Genomic DNA, 14,580 nt, shown 5'->3' with positions numbered 1-14,580 from the left:
TTCATGCCCCCGCAGGGGCCGGGGTGGGGGTGCGGGTGGCGGGCCGTCGTATCAGGAAGGTGGCGGCGTAGACGGCGGTGGCGGCGGCCATGATGGCGAAACTCGGCGGCATCGTGGGGACCGCGTAGGAGGCGAAGAGCCCCGCCCACAGCTCCAGCACCGCCAGTGCGGCGGAGAGGGCCAGGGCCCGGTAGGGGCGGTCGGTGAGCCGGATCGCGGCGCCGGCGGGGGCGGCCAGCAGGCCGAGCAGCAGCAGGGAGCCGACCGCTTGTGTGGCCTCGGCGGCGCTGACGCCGGCCAGGGCGAGGAAGCCGTATCCGAGCAGGCGGACCGGCACACCGCGGGCGGCGGCCACGGCTTCGTCGAGGGTGGCGAACAGCAGCGGGCGGGCGATGAGCAATACCAGCAGGCAGACGCCGACGGCTACCAGTGCCGCCGTGGTCGCCTGCCCGGCGGAGATGCCGAAGATCGAGCCGAACAGCACGCTGACCCCGGCAGTGCCGTTGGCGGTGCTGCGGGAGGTGGTGTAGAGGGTGACGAAGAAGGCTCCCAGGCCCAGGATCCAGGAGAAGACGCTTCCTATGACGACGTCGTCGGGCCGCGCTTTGCGGCCGAGGGTGCCGAAGAGCAGCGCCACTGCGACGGTGGCGGCGAACAGCCCGAGGCGCAGGTCGTAGCCGAAGGCGAGGGCGGCCATGGCGCCGGTGAAGGCGACGTGACTGAGGGCGTCGCCGGTGAAGACCTGGGCGCGCAGGACGAGGAAGCAGCCGACGAGCCCGCAGGCCCCGGCGATGGCGGTCCCCGCCAGCAGGGCGTGCTGGAAGAAGGGCTGGGCGAGCGGTGATGCGGCCAGCAGACCGGTCATGCCGCAACCTCCTTGGCGGGCAGGGGCGTTGCGATCCGGCCGCGGATCATGTGCAGCGCGTGCACGCCCCGGGCGATGACGTATCCGGCGAAGGCGAACGAGGTCACGAAGAAGCCCAGCGGGTACGGCGAGTAGTAAGCGGCGGTCAGCCCGAGCCAGGTGGCCGCGAGCGCCAGGAGCACGGCGAGCGCAAGGCTCGGGCCCGGACGCGCGGTGAGGGTCTGGGCGGTTGCTGCGGGGATCACCATCAGGGCGAAGACCAGAAGTGTCCCCGTGATCTGGCTGGCCTCCGCGGTGGCCGCACCCAAGAGGACGAGGAAGGCGACGGAGAGCGCGCGCACGGGAACCCCGCGCCCGGCGGCGACCTGCGGGTCGACAGAAGCGAAGAGCAACGGGCGCCCGATGAGCGCCAGCACCGCGAGCACCCCGATGCCCACACCCGCCAACACGGTCACCTGCGTCGAGGTGATGCCGAGGAACGTACCGAACAGGATGGTCTGCGGCCCCTCCAACAGCCCCTTGTACAGGGCGATGAAGAGGAAGCCGCAGGCCAGGAGGAAAGCTTGGACGGTTCCGGTGAGCGCGGATTCCTCGTGGTCTCCACTGCCTCGCAGGGCCGCGATGACCAGGGCTGCGGCCACGCACAGGGCGAAGTACCCGTAGACCGCGCTGACCCCCAGCAGGACCGCCCCGGCCGCGCCGGGGAAGGCGACTGCGGAGACCGTGTGCGCGGCGAACGTCTGCCGCCGCAGCACCACGAACCACCCCACGAGCGCGGAGACCACGGCTACGACCGCGCCCGCGCGGAAGGCGTTGACCATGAACGGGAACGACCACATCTGCTGGAAATCGCCGATGAGGTTCCAGGACCAGACAGGTACGGCGGTGTCAGCCAGCAGCATGGACGCCTCCCGGGATCCCGTGCCGGTCAGTGTGGACAGCGGGCGCCTCCGGCTGGCCGACCACGACCAGCCGCCCGTCGGAGGCCCGCAGCACCTCGACCGGGGTCCCGTAGAGCCGGCTCAGCGTCCCCGAGGTGATGACCTCCCCGGGGGTGCCGGTGGCCGCGCCGCCCTCGGCCAGGTACACGACCCGGTCGAGGTGGTGGAGTATCGGGTTCACGTCGTGGGCGACCATCACCACCGCCACCCCCTCCTGATGACAGATCCGGCCGATCAGCGCGGCCACCGCACTCTGATTGGGCAGATCCAGACTGTCCAACGGCTCGTCCAGCAGCAGCAGTTCGGGCTTGCGGACCAGCGCCTGCGCGATCAGTAGCCGCTGCTGCTCGCCACCGGAACACTGCCCGATCGGCCGGTGCGCATACCCCGACGCCCCGACCAACTCGACGACCTCGGCGACGCGTGCACGCTCAGCCCTGCGACGGGCCGTCGGGAACGGCAGCGGCACGCCCCAGCGGTCACCGTCCAGGCCCATGCGGACGACGTCGATGCCGCGGATGCGCATCGAGGCGTCGAAGCTGCGGCGCTGCGGCAGGTAGCCGATACGGTCGTTGGCCTGCCCCGGACGAGCGCCGAGGACCCGGACCTCGCCGCCCGCGGCGGGCAGCGCGCCGAGCAGGACCTTGATCATGGTGGACTTGCCGACCCCGTTGGGGCCGAGGACGGCGGTGAACTCGCCGGGCCCGATACGAAGGTCCACACCCGCCCACAGGGTGCGGCCTCCGACGCGCACGGCGGCGTCACGCAGGGCGACAACCGGGTCGCTTCCGGCTTCTGCTGCCGTGTCGTGGTCTTCGGTTCGGGGTGCGGGGACGGTGTGACCGCCGTGGACCACGGCTTCGCGGACCTTCGCTATCGGGTTCATGGCGTCAGTTCACTTCCCGGTGGCCTTGGCCAGGGCCTGCTCGATGCCCTGCAGTTCGGTGGTCTGCCACTGCTGGAAGGTCGCCCCGGCAGGCGCCAGGGTCTCAGTCACGGTGGCGACGGGGATGCCCTGCGCCTTGGCTGCCTTGACCTGCGCCTGCACGTCCGGGGTGGAGTTCTGGGAGTTGTAGACGTAGACCTTGATCTGCTTGTTCTTGATCTGGTCGTCGATGGTGGCCTTGTCCTTGGCCGTGGGGTCGGTGCCCTCGCTCATCGCGTCCAGGAACGTCTCGGGGGTGAGCATCTTCAGCCCCAGGCCGTCCGACAGCGGCGTGACGATCGACTCGGAAGCGCCGATCGGGGTCCCGGCGTACTTCGCCTTGATGTCGGATATGAGCTTGTTGTAGCCGGCGAGCGTCTTGGTCTCGAAGGTCGTCTTCTGCTGGTCGAAGTAGGCGGCGTCGGCCGGGTCGATCTTCTTGTAGTCCGCGGAGATCTTCTCGATGACCTTGTGGACGTCGGCCGGGGAGTACCAGCGGTGCGGGTTACCGCCTGGCTTGATCCCGACCAGGTCGCCGACCTTCAGCTCGGTGCGCCCGCTACCCGGGTTGGAGGCGAGGAGCTTGTCGGCCCAGGCGTCGTAGCCGATGCCGTTGACGATCGCGTACTGAGCGCCGGCCACGGTGCGGGCGTCGGCAGCGGTCGGCTCGTAGTCGTGCGGGTCGGTGTCCGGATTGGTGATGATGCTGGTCAGCTTCACGTGACTGCCACCGAGCTGGGTGGCGATGCTGCCCCAGAAGTTTTCGCCCGCCACCACCTGGATCGTCTTGCCCGAGCCACCACCCGTGGCGGCGGCGCCGGTGTTGGCGGTCTTCGGCGACGAGGTCGAGCAGGCCGTGGCCGTGGCAGCGGTCACGACTGCCACAGCGGCACCGAGCGCGATGCGTACAGCTCGCCGGACGGAACGTGGGGCGGGGGCAGACAGGGGGGACATACGGGACTCCTTCGGGCAATGCCGGACGCAGAGCGGTGCGATCCGGCCACATGGCGACACACCCACACGCTAGATAGAAATGATTTTCACATCAATCAAGAATGAAAACCGTTGCCATCTTTTGACCTGGCGTGCGATATCGCCCCGACGCTGCCGCTACCAGCCACCCCTGCGAACGCCCCGACCGGCTCACCCCGCGCGAGTACGAGCCCGTCGTCGGCCGTCACGTCACGTTCCGGGAGGAGCGCTGAGGCCGAGCCGCGTCTCCCGGCGGGGACGTCGGCGGGATGCGTGAGGGGCCCGGCGTGCGGCAATCGGCGACGCCCTGCACGACGTGCCCAGCACCGCCGACCCCCACCACGACCTGTCCGCCGCCGAGCACGGGTCGGTCCACCGCACCATCGGCGACCTCACCAGCCGATCAGCAGCGCCCCCTCTCGCCAACGACTGCGCATGCCGCACCCTGCGCGAGGGCCCCGCCCCCGAACTGCTGCGCCTCGCCGAGGGTCCTCAGCAGTCGCGCAGTTGCGGCGACTGGTTGAGCAACTGGGCGCGCACAGAGGTGAAGGCGTCATACGCCTTCTGCTCCGCGTCCGCGTGGAAGACGGCGACGCGGTGGCAGTTCTGAAAGGCCAACCGCACCCCGAAATGACGCTCCAGGCTGCCGCGGATGGCATCACTGGCCAGGGCGCGCAGCAACTGCCCGCGCTCGGCCTCCGACGGCGGCGGCGTGGTGTTGTCCGCGAACGGCGCCGAGCCGTGCTCCAGTTCCTCCGCGAGTCCGGAGATCATCTGGTACGCGTACGGCAGCGAGGTCCGGACGGTGTCGACGAAGGCGGCTTCGTCGACCTCACCCCGCTCCGCCTGGGCGAGCAGTGCGGGGGATGCGTCGAGCGACATGCGAATCCAATCGTGTTCGGTTGACCAGGCGAGGCTCAACGAGCCGTGGCCTGCAGGGCATCGGGGCCATGAGCGAATTCCGGGTCGACCTGGGCGGCCAGGTCCTCGCCCGTGGCGTTGTTCGCCCAGGCCGCCGCGTTCTTCAGGTGGAAGGCCACGGCGTGCGCCTGGAAGGTGGCCCAGTCCTTCGGCCGGGCATCCACGGCCGCCTGAAGCCGCCCCAGCGCGGCCCGGTTGGTCGATTCCAAGTTCTCCGGCGCGCCGTGGCGGCCCTGTTCCTGGGCGCGTACGTACGGGGAGTACTCCAGGCAGGCCAGCAAGTCGTCGCCAACCTGATCCTTCAGGAAGGCCACGTCGTCGGCCCCGGTGACCTTATTGCCGACGACGGCGAGGGCAATGCCGTATTCGGCCGCGTAGTCGCGGTACTGGCGGTAGACGGAAACGCCCTTGCGGGTGGGCTCGGCCACGATGAACGTCAGGTCGAACCGTGTGAACAGCCCGGAGGCGAAGGAATCCGCTCCCGCTGTCATGTCGACCACCACGTACTCACCGGGCAGGTCGACCAGGTGGTTCAGATACAGCTCCACCGCGCCGACCTTGGAGTGGTAGCAGGCCCCCCCAGGTCCTCCTCGGTGAACGCACCGGCCGCCAGCAGCCGCACCCCGGCGACGTCACAGGCCAACCCATCATGGATCAGATCCTCCCCGCCGACCCGCAGCAACCGCGAACCGCGCCCGGCCGGGGTTGTCTTGACCATGGCGGCAGCCGAGGAGATCAACGGATTGCTCCCCCGCAGGTACTCCTTGATCTCGGCGAGCCTGCCCCCCATGGCCGGCAGCCGCGCCGACTCGTCCTCGCTCAACCCGAGCGCCACGCCCAGGTGCTGGTTGATGTCGGCGTCCACCGCGACCACCGCGCCGCCGGAGGCCGCCAGACGACGGGCGAAGAGCGCGGACAGGGTGGTCTTACCGCTGCCGCCTTTGCCCACGAAGGCAATTTTCATGCGCTTGAGCCTTATCCATTATGAAAACCGTTTCCACATCAGCCTCGGGTGCGAACCGCCCACATGTCAAGCTCCGCTCCGCTGGCGGGAGTTGCGATACGCCAAACAAGGGACAGGGCCGCCCCCACTCACGATTCACAACTCTCTGAATTCAGGATTCCGTGTATATTCACTAGGTGCTGACTCTCTCCTCCGAGGCCGACGTTCTCGCACGGTTCGGCCGCGCCCTCGCCGACCCGATCCGCTGCCGCCTGCTGCTGGCACTTCGCGGTGCCCCGGCTCACCCGTCCGACCTGGCCGACACTCTGGGCATCTCGCGAACCCGGCTGTCGAACCACCTGGCCTGCCTGCGCGACTGCGGCCTGGTCGTCGCGATCCCCGTCGGTCGCCGAACCCGCTACGAACTGGCCGACCCCCGCATCGGACACGCCCTCGACGACCTGCGCACCGCCGTCGTCGCAGTGGAAGCGGACCGCTCTTGCCCCGACGCCGAGCAAAAGGACTGCTGCTGATGGCCGCCGCGCCCGCAGGCTCCGCCCCCGCCCGGCAGGAGACGCTGACACGGCGCATACGACTGCTCGTCGCAGCGACGATCAGCTACAACGCCGTCGAGGCCGCCGTGGCCCTCACGGCCGGCACGGCCGCCTCCTCCGCCGCGCTGGTCGGCTTCGGCCTCGACTCGGTCATCGAGGTCTCCTCTGCTGCCGCGATCGCCTGGCAGTTCTCCGCCGCAGACCAGGCCGTACGGCAAGCACGAGAACGAACGGCCCTGCGGCTCATAGCCTTCTCGTTCTTCGCCCTGGCCGCCTACGTCGCAGCCGACGCGATACGGGTGCTGGCCGGCGCAGCCGAGACCAGCCACTCGCCGGCCGGGATCCTGCTGGCCGCCCTCTCGCTCATCGTCATGCCCGTCCTGTCCACCGCCCAACGCCGCGCCGGGCGCGAACTCGGCTCGGCCTCGGCTGTCGCCGACTCCCGACAGACCCTGCTGTGCACGTACCTGTCAGCGGTACTCCTCGTCGGCCTACTCGCCGACACCCTCCTCGGCTGGTCCTGGGCCGACCCAGTCGCCGCCCTCGCCATCGCCACGGTGGCCGTGAAGGAAGGCCGCGCCGCCTGGCGCGGAGAGAGCTGCTGCGCCACCCTCGCCGTCTCCCCCACCCCGCACGCCGAAGGGGCAGCGGACACTTGCGCATGCACGACGCCGTGCGCCTGCCGCGCCTGACCGCGCCAAACCGACACAACGCATCTACACATCGCCGACCGTCGGGAGATCGTCGCCGCCATACACTCGCGGCGCGAATCAAGGCGGATATGGAGTGACGGCGGACAGCAGAAATCCCCCGTTCATGGACTTGTCGGCTCCCCACCTCAGCCGTCACAGACGGTAGTTCTCCGCAGTGTGGCCACGTTGAGGCGTGGACTGCTGCAGGCCGTCGGCACCAAACCGGTTGATGAACGTCCTCGGGCGGGCGAGGGCACGTTCCGGTTCCTCAGCGAGATGTCCTTGCCGCCTCGTCCTTGATCTTCATCATCCGCTCGGGGGAGTCGGCCAGGACGGCATAGGCATCCAGCTTCCTCGCGGTGGTGTAGTCGTCCTTGGAGTCAATGCCGATCAGAACGGTCCTGACGGAGGAGTGGGTGTGAAAGCAGGCTGCTGCGGCCCGGTCCCACATCAGAGCCTGCTTGATCGGGCTGCGCCCCTCGCCGAGGGTGAACTTCTCGGTCACCGTCACGTCACGGCGCAGCTCGAACGCGGCCCACGTTCCGCTGCGGGGTGCGTTGAGGCAATTGCCGGTCAGGCGTGAGGTGACCAGGCGCGTGCGGGTGGTGTCGCGGTCCTCAAACAGTCGGGCCTGCGAATAGGCCGCCATGGCGTCGAGGTTGGGCTTCTCGGTGGAGTAGAACCGCACGCGCTGCCACTCCCTGCGTCCCCGGCCCTCCATGGCGTCGAGGGTCTTGGCGATGGCGGGCACGAGGGCCTGGCCGTCAGCCGACTTCATGTCCAGCAGCACGCCCATGTGCTGCGGGATGCGCCGCAGCGCCTCCTCCAGCGTCGGCAGCGGTGTGGGGTGCGTCCGGTACGGGTAGCCGCCGGAGGTGCCCTTGAACTGGTAGCCGGCGTTCAGCCGCGTCAGCTCCGCGGCGTCGTGATCGGCGACCTTGCCCGTGCCGTCGGTGAGCGCGGATAGGTCGGCGGGCCGGTAAAGGACGGGGACACCGTCCCGGCTGACCTGCACGCTGAGCCAGATCATGTCCACCTTGTGCGCCAGCGCACCGTCGATGGCCCGCACGGTGTTCTCCGGGAAGTCCGCGGTGCCGGCCCGGTGGGCGATTACCAGCGGACGGCGGTCACCGCCCGCGGACTGCCGCCCTGCGTCCGTGGCCGCTGCGGTCCATCGCACAGGCGCAGTAGATACCCCTACGTGGTCAGGCACCGCGGCAGCCGTCGCGGCAGTGGCTGTGACAGCAATTGCCGCAGCCAGGCCAGCCGCCCACCTTCGCGTCACTGACATCACGCCGCTGCCCTCCCGAACCTGCCGTTCCGCCACACTCCTTGTACCACTGGGCAGCCTCCGGCAGGGCCGCTTTCTGGCCGCAATCACCTCGCTTTGCCCACGGACTTCATCAATCTCCCCATGCGCTTCCGACAAGCCGGGCAGCGACGAGTCAGCTCCCAAACAGCCACCCCGCCTCGACACTCTGTGTCACATGGTGACCGCCGATGGGGAGGCCAACTGTCCAAGCAACGGTGTACTCCTGTCCACGACCGGGGAATTCACGGTGACCGCCCACAATGGAGCTCCGCAAGCAGTGCGACTCCCTCCGGTCTGGAATACCTCCTCGCCGCTTGCGATTGCATTCCTTGTAGTGACGCGGGAGGGGGGCGCGGGTGACCGACCTGATGCTGTTCCGGCTGAATGCCGAGGGCCGGGACGTCGAGCTGCGGGGCTCAACGGTGGCGCTGGAGGTGGAGCTTCAGCGTCGGATCGAGGCGGGGATGGAGTCGATGCTCGGCATCCGTTTCCTGGCGTCGGAGTACCCGACGGGGCCTTGGCACCGAGGCCGGATCGACTCGCTCGGTCTGGACGAAAACGGCACGCCTGCGCTGATCGAGTACAAGAAGGGCTCCGACAGCGGGGTCCTGTCGCAGGCCGTCTCCTACCTGTCGTGGCTGGACTCGGCACATCACGAGTTCGAGGCACTGGTCAGGGAGAAGCTGGGCACCGAGGCCGCCGAGTCGATCGACTGGCGCAACCCTCGGATGGTCTGTATCGCGGCCGGCTTCTCCCACCACGACCGGGTCGCGGTGCAGCGGCTGCGCGAGCGGATCGACCTGGTGCGCTACCGCGTCTTTGACGGCGGGCTGCTGAGCCTGCTGCTGGTCGAGTCCGCACCCGGGTCTCCGAGTCCCGTTCCGGCTCGGTGGCAGCGTCGGGAGCGGGAGGTGGCCGCCGGTGCCGGCGGTGTGGACGGGAAGCCGCCGATCCGGGTGACGCCGGGCGCGGCTCCGGCTTGTCTGCAGGACCTGTACGGCGAGCTGGACGAGGCCCTCACCGCGTGGGGCGAGGTGGAGGTGGCACCGCTGCTGCACTACATCGCCTACCGGCGGATGGTGAACCTCGCCTCGGTGATCTTCCGTCCGAAGCACGAGGTGATCCTGCTCTATCTCAGGGTCGATCCGGACACGGTCGAGCTGGAGGAGGGCTTCTCCCGCGACATGCGTGGCATCGGTCACCTCGGGACGGGGGACCTGGAGGTGCGGATCGCCTCGGCTGCCGACTTGGAGAAAGCGGGACCGCTGATTCGGAGGGCGTTCGAGGCGGCCTGACGCAAGAGGAAGGGCGGCTGGTTCATCGGTTTCTCGATGCTCCAGCCGCCCTTTTGCGTCTGCGGTCTGTCGGCCCTGGCCTGGTCGGTCTCATGCTCACGCTTCCGGTCCTGCCAGGACGAAGTCGTGCTGGGTCAACTCCGCTCGGAGCCTTCGCTCGGCGACGTCGGCGTAGTGCGAGGACAGCTCGGCTCCGACGAATTGCCGCCCCTCGCGAAGAGCTGCGACGCCTGTGGAGCCGCTGCCGGTGAAGGGGTCGAGCACGGTGCCGCCTTCGGGGCAGATTCGCACGAGTTGCTGCATGATCTCGACCGGTTTCTGGGTGATGTGGACGCGGTCCTTGCGTGGCTGGGAGGCGATGAAGTGGCCGGGCAGGTAGAGGTCCCGGTCTTTGTCGAGGCTGCCCTTGACGCCCCAGATGATGAACTCGGCCGACTGCTTGAATCCGCCCTTGCGGGGTCGGCTGGCGGGCTTGATCCAGGGGATCGTGCCACTCCAGGTCCACCCTGCCATCTGCAGGGCGTCGCTGGTGGTCGGCTCTTGGCGCCAGTCTGAGAAGACCATGGCGACGGAGTGCTCGGTCGCGGCCCGGTACGCCTCGGTGAGCAGGGCGGTCAGCCAACTCCGGTACGAGCGCTGGTCGCGGTTCTCTCCGGGGAAGTTCTGCAGGTCGTGCGCGGACCCGCTGGTGACGTACTTGGCGCGGGCGGTGCGAGCGGTGCGGTCCGAGCTGGTGCGTCCGCCGGAGTTGTACGGGGGATCGGTGATGACGGCGTTGACGCTCTCGTCCGGGAGGGTCTTCAGCACGGTGAGGGCGTCGCCTCGGTGCAGGGTGTAGCTCATGTGTGGGGCCTCTTTCAGGGCGCGGCGGGACTGGGCCCGCTCCGGACGGCGCTCAACAGCGGCCGTTCGGAGTTGGGTTGTGCCGGAGGTTAGCCGCGATTTCCGGCCGGACCTAACGAGCCTGTGCCGTGCTCCGGGCTTGGGTTCGGGGGTCGTTTGGTGCGGCCGGAATTCCGGTCTACTGTCTCGCCGTGTCACCGAGGCGGAGCCCAGCTCCACCCCCGTTGACCTGTGTTGATCCGTGTTGCCTCGTCCAAAAGCGTGGCTCGGCGGGCACGTTGACCCCTCGTTCTCGAAGCCGTGAGGAGACCCGGTGCATCGCCTGAGATTACGAGCGCGGCTGGCTGCCGCGCATGACCTGAGACCGGCGTCCGGGAGCGACCAACTCCCCTGACCCGGGCCCGCCCTGAGCGGCGGATTCACATCGGCGCGGTGCCGACGGCTTTGCACGAGAAGTCGGCACCGCGCCTCCTACGAACCATGAGGAGCCGCTGCGATGCAGCACGCCTTGATACGCCCGCGCCCTGACCCAAACCCGTTGCCCGGCCGGGCTGCCCGCCTTGGTGAACGGCGGCGGCGATGAAGAAGACCACCGGAGGCGTCGTCGGCCTCTTCGCCTGCGGTCCGCTGCTGCTGGCTGTTCCGATCCTCGCCATCGGGGCCGGGAGTGCTTCGGCCTCCTGCTCGACCGGCGGTACGCAGGCTGTGGATACTCCGGCGGTTGCCGCTCAGGTGAAGGCGATCCTGGACGGCGGTGGCAAGGGGACGGTCTCCGTGCCGGGCCTGGACGTCCCGGCCGAGCAGGTGCCGAACGCCAAGGCCATCCAGGCCACCGGTGTCGCGATGCACATCCCGGCCCGGGGGCAGATCGTGGCTCTGGCGACCGCCCTGCAGGAGAGCGGCTTGCGGAACCTGACCTACGGCGATCGTGACTCGCTGGGCTTGTTCCAGCAGCGGCCGTCGCAGGGATGGGGAACCGCGAACGAGATCCTCGACCCGGTGCACGCCTCGACGAAGTTCTACGAGGCGCTGGAGAAGGTATCGGGCTGGCAGTCCCTGTCCCTCACCCAAGCCGCCCAGGCGGTGCAGGGGTCTGGTTTCCCCGAGGCTTACGCGAAGTGGGAGCCCCTGGCCACCGCCTTGCAGAAGGCGATCGAGCCGTTGCTGTCGAAGGCCGGCGGCGCGTCGCCGAGCCCTTCGCCGTCCGGCTCGGGGAGCACGGGCAGTCCTCCGCCGAGTACCGCGGGTGGCTGCACGAGTGGCGGGGACGGAACCGACTTCGGAACCATCCCGCCCGGCGCGGTGCCGACCGGATACAAGATCCCGGCAGACGCTTCGCCGAAGGTCCAGACGGCGATCCGCTGGGCGCTCGGCCAGCTCGACACCCCGTATCAGTGGGGCGGGAACTGCACCGGTTCCCACGGGTCCGACCCTATGGGCCGCTGCGACTGCTCCTCACTGATGCAGCAGTCGTACAAGGCCGCCGGGGTCACCCTCACGCGGACGACGTATACGCAGGTCAAGGAAGGCAAGCCGGTATCGGTCGACGCTCTCCAGCCGGGTGACCTCGTCTTCACCGAAGGGACGGCCGAAGTGCCCGAGCACGTCGGCATGTTCATCGACCAAGGGCTCATCATCAACGCCCCACACACGGGCGACGTGGTCCGCATCGCGACCCTCGCGTCCTGGAAATCGCGGATTCTCGCGGCCCGCCGAGTCGTCTGACCGGCGCTTCCCCCTCCCCCTTTTTCTCGCACCGCTGCTTCGCCCTCTCGGGCTTTGGCGCGCACTGAATCAAACTGGAGTTTGCAATGTTTCTCGCCGACAAGGTCGTCCAGCTCGCCTACGACCCCGGGATCAAGCCGAACGAAGGCGGCCTGCCCGGCCTCTCAGTCCTCAAGCACGTGATGGGGTCCGTCAACCTCTTCGGGATCATCGCCGTGGTCGGCGCGCTCGCCGTCAGCGCGGGTGTGTGGGCCTGGGGCCACCACTCCGGCGGCCACCAGGCCGAGGCCAACGGTAAGAAGGGCGTGCTGGTCAGTGCTGGTGCGGCCCTTCTGCTGGGGGCCGCGAACGGTGTGGTCGCGTTCTTCAGCACGCTGGGGAGTCAGGTCCACTGATGGCTCCCCGCTCCTCGAACCCCGGTGGCGCATCTCGCGTGCGCCGCCGGGCGCTGCTCGGCACCGCTGTTCTGGTGGTGCTTGTCGCCCTCGCCGGCCTGGCGGCCTACCTCACCCGCGACAGCAGGAACTCCTCCAAGGCCCCTGCATCGCAATCGAGTTCGGCCTCCCCCTCCTCCCCGACCGCTTCGCCCTCCAGCTCGCCACCACCGAGCGGGCACCACAACGCCCTTCCCGTTCCCCCGACTACCCACGACCCGATCGCCTTCGGGAAGGCGGCAGCAGCGGCGCTGTGGTACTACGACACCCGGGCCTACTCCCAGCCTGAACTGCTGGCAGCCCTGCACGGGTGGCTGACCCGCGAGACGAAGTACGCCGACACCGCTTCGGTCGACGCGGTCGTCCCCTCGCCCGTGCTGTGGAAGGAGATGGCCGCAGGCGGCCAGTTCGCCACCGGCACTGTGAACGAGGGCCACTTCCCCGACTCGTTTAACCGGGCCCTTCAGGAAGATCCCGGGACGATCACGCAGGCGTACGTCTACGCCGTCACGGTCTCCGGCAAGCAGTCGATCGCGTGGACCGGCTCACCCGCGGGAGGCGCCGAGAACCGCGTCACCACCCTCGCGGTCCAGTGCCGTCCCTCCCAACCCTGCGCCCTGGCCGGTGTCCTACCGGCCGTCGCGCCCTGACCCCTACCCACGAAAGGAGGTGCCGCCATGGGAGTCTGCGACCTGCCGCTGATGGGCACCGTCTGCGACGCCGTCAACTTCGCCACCAACCCCGCCGGGGCCGTCACCGACGGCATCGGGGCCTGGATCGCGAAATCAGCGGGTGAGCTGGCCGCCAGCGCGGCCGACCTCGCCGCCAAGGCCGTCAACTCGACCACCGCCATCGATCTCAACGCCGGGTGGTTCCGGGACAACTACGAGCTGTTGCTACCCATCGGGCTCGCCCTGACCGTCGGTACGTTCTGCATCCAATTGATGTTCGCGGCCTGGCGACGGGACGAACGCGCCCTCGCCCAAGCCGCGATCGGCACCATGACCGGCGTCCTCTTCTCCTTCTGCGCCGTCGCCTTCGCCTCCGTCGCCATCACCGTGGTCGACGCCCTGTCCAACGGCCTCTTCAAAGCAGCCAACAGCTCGGTCGACGACGCGATCCGCCGCGTCATCAAGGTCGACGAACTCGGCGCGATGTACGGCCTCGGCTGGGGCGTCCCATCCCTGGTCGCCCTCGGCTGCGCGATCGGCGCGTTCATGTACTGGTGCGTCATGGTCGCCCGCAAGGTCGGCGTCCTGATCCTGGTCGCCCTTGCCGTCTTCGCCGGATCCGGCGGCGGCTGGGAGGTCGCCAAGCGGTGGCGGCGCGGCTGGATCGAGGCCACCGCCACGCTGGTCGTCAGCAAACTACTGATGACCGTGGTCTTCCTGATCGGCGTCTCGGCGATGGGCAAGCCGGAGTCCCACAACGGCATGGCCGCCCTGTCCGACGCGATGGCCGGCATTGTCGTGATGGTCCTGGTCCTCCTGTGCCCGTACGCCACCTATAAGTTCGTCCACTGGGCGACCGACGGCGGCGGACACGACGACCTGCACCGCACCGGTGTCGCCGGCATGGCGGTCGCCGCCGGGGCCGCGAAGACCGCGGCCAGCCTCGCGATGCAGGCCAGCACCGGCACTCCTGCTCCGCAGGGGCCGAACAAGGTGCCCGGCACGGGCAGCGACGGTGTCGCCTCCGGCATCAACCCCACCGGTGGCAACCTGAGCAAGGAGGGCATCGACGCCGGACCGCCCAAGCCGCAGACCAGCTTCCGGTACGGCGAGGACCCGAACGCCTCCGGCGACAAGGGCCGAGCCCTGATCCAGCGCCCCGGCATTCCAGCTCTGATCACCCGGCCCGGCGAGGCCGGAACGGGAGGATCCGAAGGGCACACTCCGGGTGCCGGCGGCGGCTCCGCTGTCCAGCCCGCTGGTGTTTTGGCTCCGGGCAGCAGCATGACCCGCGTGGGTACCGCGCCGCCTGCCGGTCCCTCCGCACCACCGCCGCCCTCCACCGGCCCGTCGGCGACCGGCTCCCCGACTCCGACGAGCTGGATCTACCCCAACCGGCCGCCGTCCGGGTTCTGACCCACCACAACAGGGGGCGGGCTGCATCCCGGCAGTCCGCAGCCCGCCCCTCCTCCTCCGCGCACCCGATC

Annotated in this window: 15 protein-coding genes and 1 pseudogene; 8 read left to right on the top strand and 8 right to left on the bottom strand. The window is 69.3% G+C overall.

Annotated elements, in window-relative coordinates:
• Window position 1 precedes the first annotated feature (1 nt).
• The 4 genes from GR130_RS08470 to GR130_RS08455 are packed head-to-tail and all read right to left on the bottom strand — an operon-like array spanning window position 2 to window position 3,607.
• Window positions 2-865, bottom strand: a complete 864-nt coding sequence (locus GR130_RS08470; RefSeq protein ID WP_159504128.1) for a metal ABC transporter permease — start codon at window positions 863-865, stop codon at window positions 2-4.
• Window positions 862-1,767: a metal ABC transporter permease gene (locus tag GR130_RS08465; RefSeq protein WP_159504127.1), complete on the bottom strand. Its 906-nt coding sequence runs from the start codon at window positions 1,765-1,767 to the stop codon at window positions 862-864. Before GR130_RS08465 ends, GR130_RS08470 begins: the two co-directional genes overlap by 4 nt.
• Window positions 1,754-2,692 (bottom strand): metal ABC transporter ATP-binding protein, encoded by a 939-nt coding sequence (locus tag GR130_RS08460; RefSeq protein WP_159504126.1) that lies wholly within the window; start codon window positions 2,690-2,692, stop codon window positions 1,754-1,756. The genes GR130_RS08465 and GR130_RS08460 overlap by 14 nt, the downstream gene beginning before the upstream one ends.
• A gap of 9 nt (window positions 2,693-2,701) precedes the next feature.
• Entirely contained in the window at window positions 2,702-3,607 is a 906-nt protein-coding gene (locus tag GR130_RS08455) for a metal ABC transporter solute-binding protein, Zn/Mn family (RefSeq protein WP_236572946.1), read from the bottom strand.
• A gap of 209 nt (window positions 3,608-3,816) precedes the next feature.
• On the opposite strand from GR130_RS08455, the gene GR130_RS39720 reads away from it, so the two are divergent.
• Window positions 3,817-3,936 carry a 50S ribosomal protein L33 gene (locus tag GR130_RS39720; protein WP_201304836.1) on the top strand — a complete coding sequence of 40 codons (120 nt, stop codon included), beginning with the start codon at window positions 3,817-3,819 and terminating at the stop codon, window positions 3,934-3,936.
• Between the two features lie 259 nt (window positions 3,937-4,195).
• Here GR130_RS39720 and GR130_RS08450 read toward each other — a convergent pair whose 3' ends face one another.
• Both GR130_RS08450 and GR130_RS08445 read right to left on the bottom strand, forming a co-directional pair.
• Complete coding sequence (locus tag GR130_RS08450; RefSeq protein ID WP_159504124.1) at window positions 4,196-4,585, bottom strand: SCO5389 family protein; 390 nt, start codon at window positions 4,583-4,585, stop codon at window positions 4,196-4,198.
• A gap of 35 nt (window positions 4,586-4,620) precedes the next feature.
• Window positions 4,621-5,588: pseudogene (locus GR130_RS08445) on the bottom strand (nucleotide-binding protein).
• A 176-nt stretch (window positions 5,589-5,764) separates the two neighbouring features.
• On the opposite strand from GR130_RS08445, the gene GR130_RS08440 reads away from it, so the two are divergent.
• Window positions 5,765-6,100, top strand: coding sequence for an ArsR/SmtB family transcription factor (locus GR130_RS08440; protein ID WP_159504123.1), 336 nt, complete (start codon window positions 5,765-5,767; stop codon window positions 6,098-6,100).
• Window positions 6,100-6,813, top strand: coding sequence for a cation transporter (locus GR130_RS08435; protein WP_159504122.1), 714 nt, complete (start codon window positions 6,100-6,102; stop codon window positions 6,811-6,813). The genes GR130_RS08440 and GR130_RS08435 overlap by 1 nt, the downstream gene beginning before the upstream one ends.
• 268 nt (window positions 6,814-7,081) lie before the next feature.
• Here the strand turns inward: GR130_RS08435 and GR130_RS08430 are convergent, their stop codons facing one another.
• Window positions 7,082-7,993 carry a glycerophosphodiester phosphodiesterase family protein gene (locus tag GR130_RS08430; protein WP_159504121.1) on the bottom strand — a complete coding sequence of 304 codons (912 nt, stop codon included), beginning with the start codon at window positions 7,991-7,993 and terminating at the stop codon, window positions 7,082-7,084.
• Window positions 7,994-8,481: 488 nt separating this feature from the next.
• Between GR130_RS08430 and GR130_RS08425 the strand changes: the two genes are divergently transcribed.
• On the top strand, window positions 8,482-9,420 hold the full coding sequence (locus tag GR130_RS08425; RefSeq protein ID WP_201304835.1) for a DUF5655 domain-containing protein: 939 nt from the start codon (window positions 8,482-8,484) through the stop codon (window positions 9,418-9,420).
• 96 nt (window positions 9,421-9,516) lie between these two features.
• Here the strand turns inward: GR130_RS08425 and GR130_RS08420 are convergent, their stop codons facing one another.
• Entirely contained in the window at window positions 9,517-10,263 is a 747-nt protein-coding gene (locus tag GR130_RS08420) for a DNA-methyltransferase (RefSeq protein ID WP_159504120.1), read from the bottom strand.
• Window positions 10,264-10,842: 579 nt separating this feature from the next.
• Here GR130_RS08420 and GR130_RS08415 point away from each other — a divergent pair.
• The 4 genes from GR130_RS08415 (at window position 10,843) to GR130_RS08400 (ending at window position 14,509) form a co-directional block, all read left to right on the top strand.
• On the top strand, window positions 10,843-11,988 hold the full coding sequence (locus GR130_RS08415) for a C40 family peptidase (protein WP_159504119.1): 1,146 nt from the start codon (window positions 10,843-10,845) through the stop codon (window positions 11,986-11,988).
• Window positions 11,989-12,074: 86 nt separating this feature from the next.
• On the top strand, window positions 12,075-12,383 hold the full coding sequence (locus tag GR130_RS08410) for a DUF6112 family protein (RefSeq protein WP_159504118.1): 309 nt from the start codon (window positions 12,075-12,077) through the stop codon (window positions 12,381-12,383).
• The gene (locus GR130_RS08405) at window positions 12,383-13,072 is read left to right on the top strand and encodes a hypothetical protein (protein WP_201304834.1); all 690 of its coding nucleotides are present in this window, start codon (window positions 12,383-12,385) and stop codon (window positions 13,070-13,072) included. The genes GR130_RS08410 and GR130_RS08405 overlap by 1 nt, the downstream gene beginning before the upstream one ends.
• 27 nt (window positions 13,073-13,099) lie before the next feature.
• Window positions 13,100-14,509, top strand: a complete 1,410-nt coding sequence (locus GR130_RS08400; protein ID WP_159504117.1) for an SCO6881 family protein — start codon at window positions 13,100-13,102, stop codon at window positions 14,507-14,509.
• Window positions 14,510-14,580 lie beyond the last annotated feature (71 nt).

This window comes from Streptomyces sp. GS7, assembly GCF_009834125.1.
GTDB lineage: Bacteria > Actinomycetota > Actinomycetes > Streptomycetales > Streptomycetaceae > Streptomyces.
This window is presented reverse-complemented; position numbering and strand designations above follow the sequence as displayed.

Excerpts from the sequence above, each read along its gene's own strand:
- GR130_RS08470 (WP_159504128.1), bottom strand. The coding sequence starts at position 865 with ATGACCGGTCTGCTGGCCGCATCACCGCTCGCCCAGCCCTTCTTCCAG.
- GR130_RS08465 (WP_159504127.1), bottom strand. The coding sequence starts at position 1,767 with ATGCTGCTGGCTGACACCGCCGTACCTGTCTGGTCCTGGAACCTCATC.
- GR130_RS08460 (WP_159504126.1), bottom strand. The coding sequence starts at position 2,692 with ATGAACCCGATAGCGAAGGTCCGCGAAGCCGTGGTCCACGGCGGTCAC.
- GR130_RS08450 (WP_159504124.1), bottom strand. The coding sequence starts at position 4,585 with ATGTCGCTCGACGCATCCCCCGCACTGCTCGCCCAGGCGGAGCGGGGT.
- GR130_RS08435 (WP_159504122.1), top strand. The coding sequence starts at position 6,100 with ATGGCCGCCGCGCCCGCAGGCTCCGCCCCCGCCCGGCAGGAGACGCTG.
- GR130_RS08420 (WP_159504120.1), bottom strand. The coding sequence starts at position 10,263 with ATGAGCTACACCCTGCACCGAGGCGACGCCCTCACCGTGCTGAAGACC.
- GR130_RS08415 (WP_159504119.1), top strand. The coding sequence starts at position 10,843 with ATGAAGAAGACCACCGGAGGCGTCGTCGGCCTCTTCGCCTGCGGTCCG.
- GR130_RS08410 (WP_159504118.1), top strand. The coding sequence starts at position 12,075 with ATGTTTCTCGCCGACAAGGTCGTCCAGCTCGCCTACGACCCCGGGATC.
- GR130_RS08405 (WP_201304834.1), top strand. The coding sequence starts at position 12,383 with ATGGCTCCCCGCTCCTCGAACCCCGGTGGCGCATCTCGCGTGCGCCGC.
- GR130_RS08400 (WP_159504117.1), top strand. The coding sequence starts at position 13,100 with ATGGGAGTCTGCGACCTGCCGCTGATGGGCACCGTCTGCGACGCCGTC.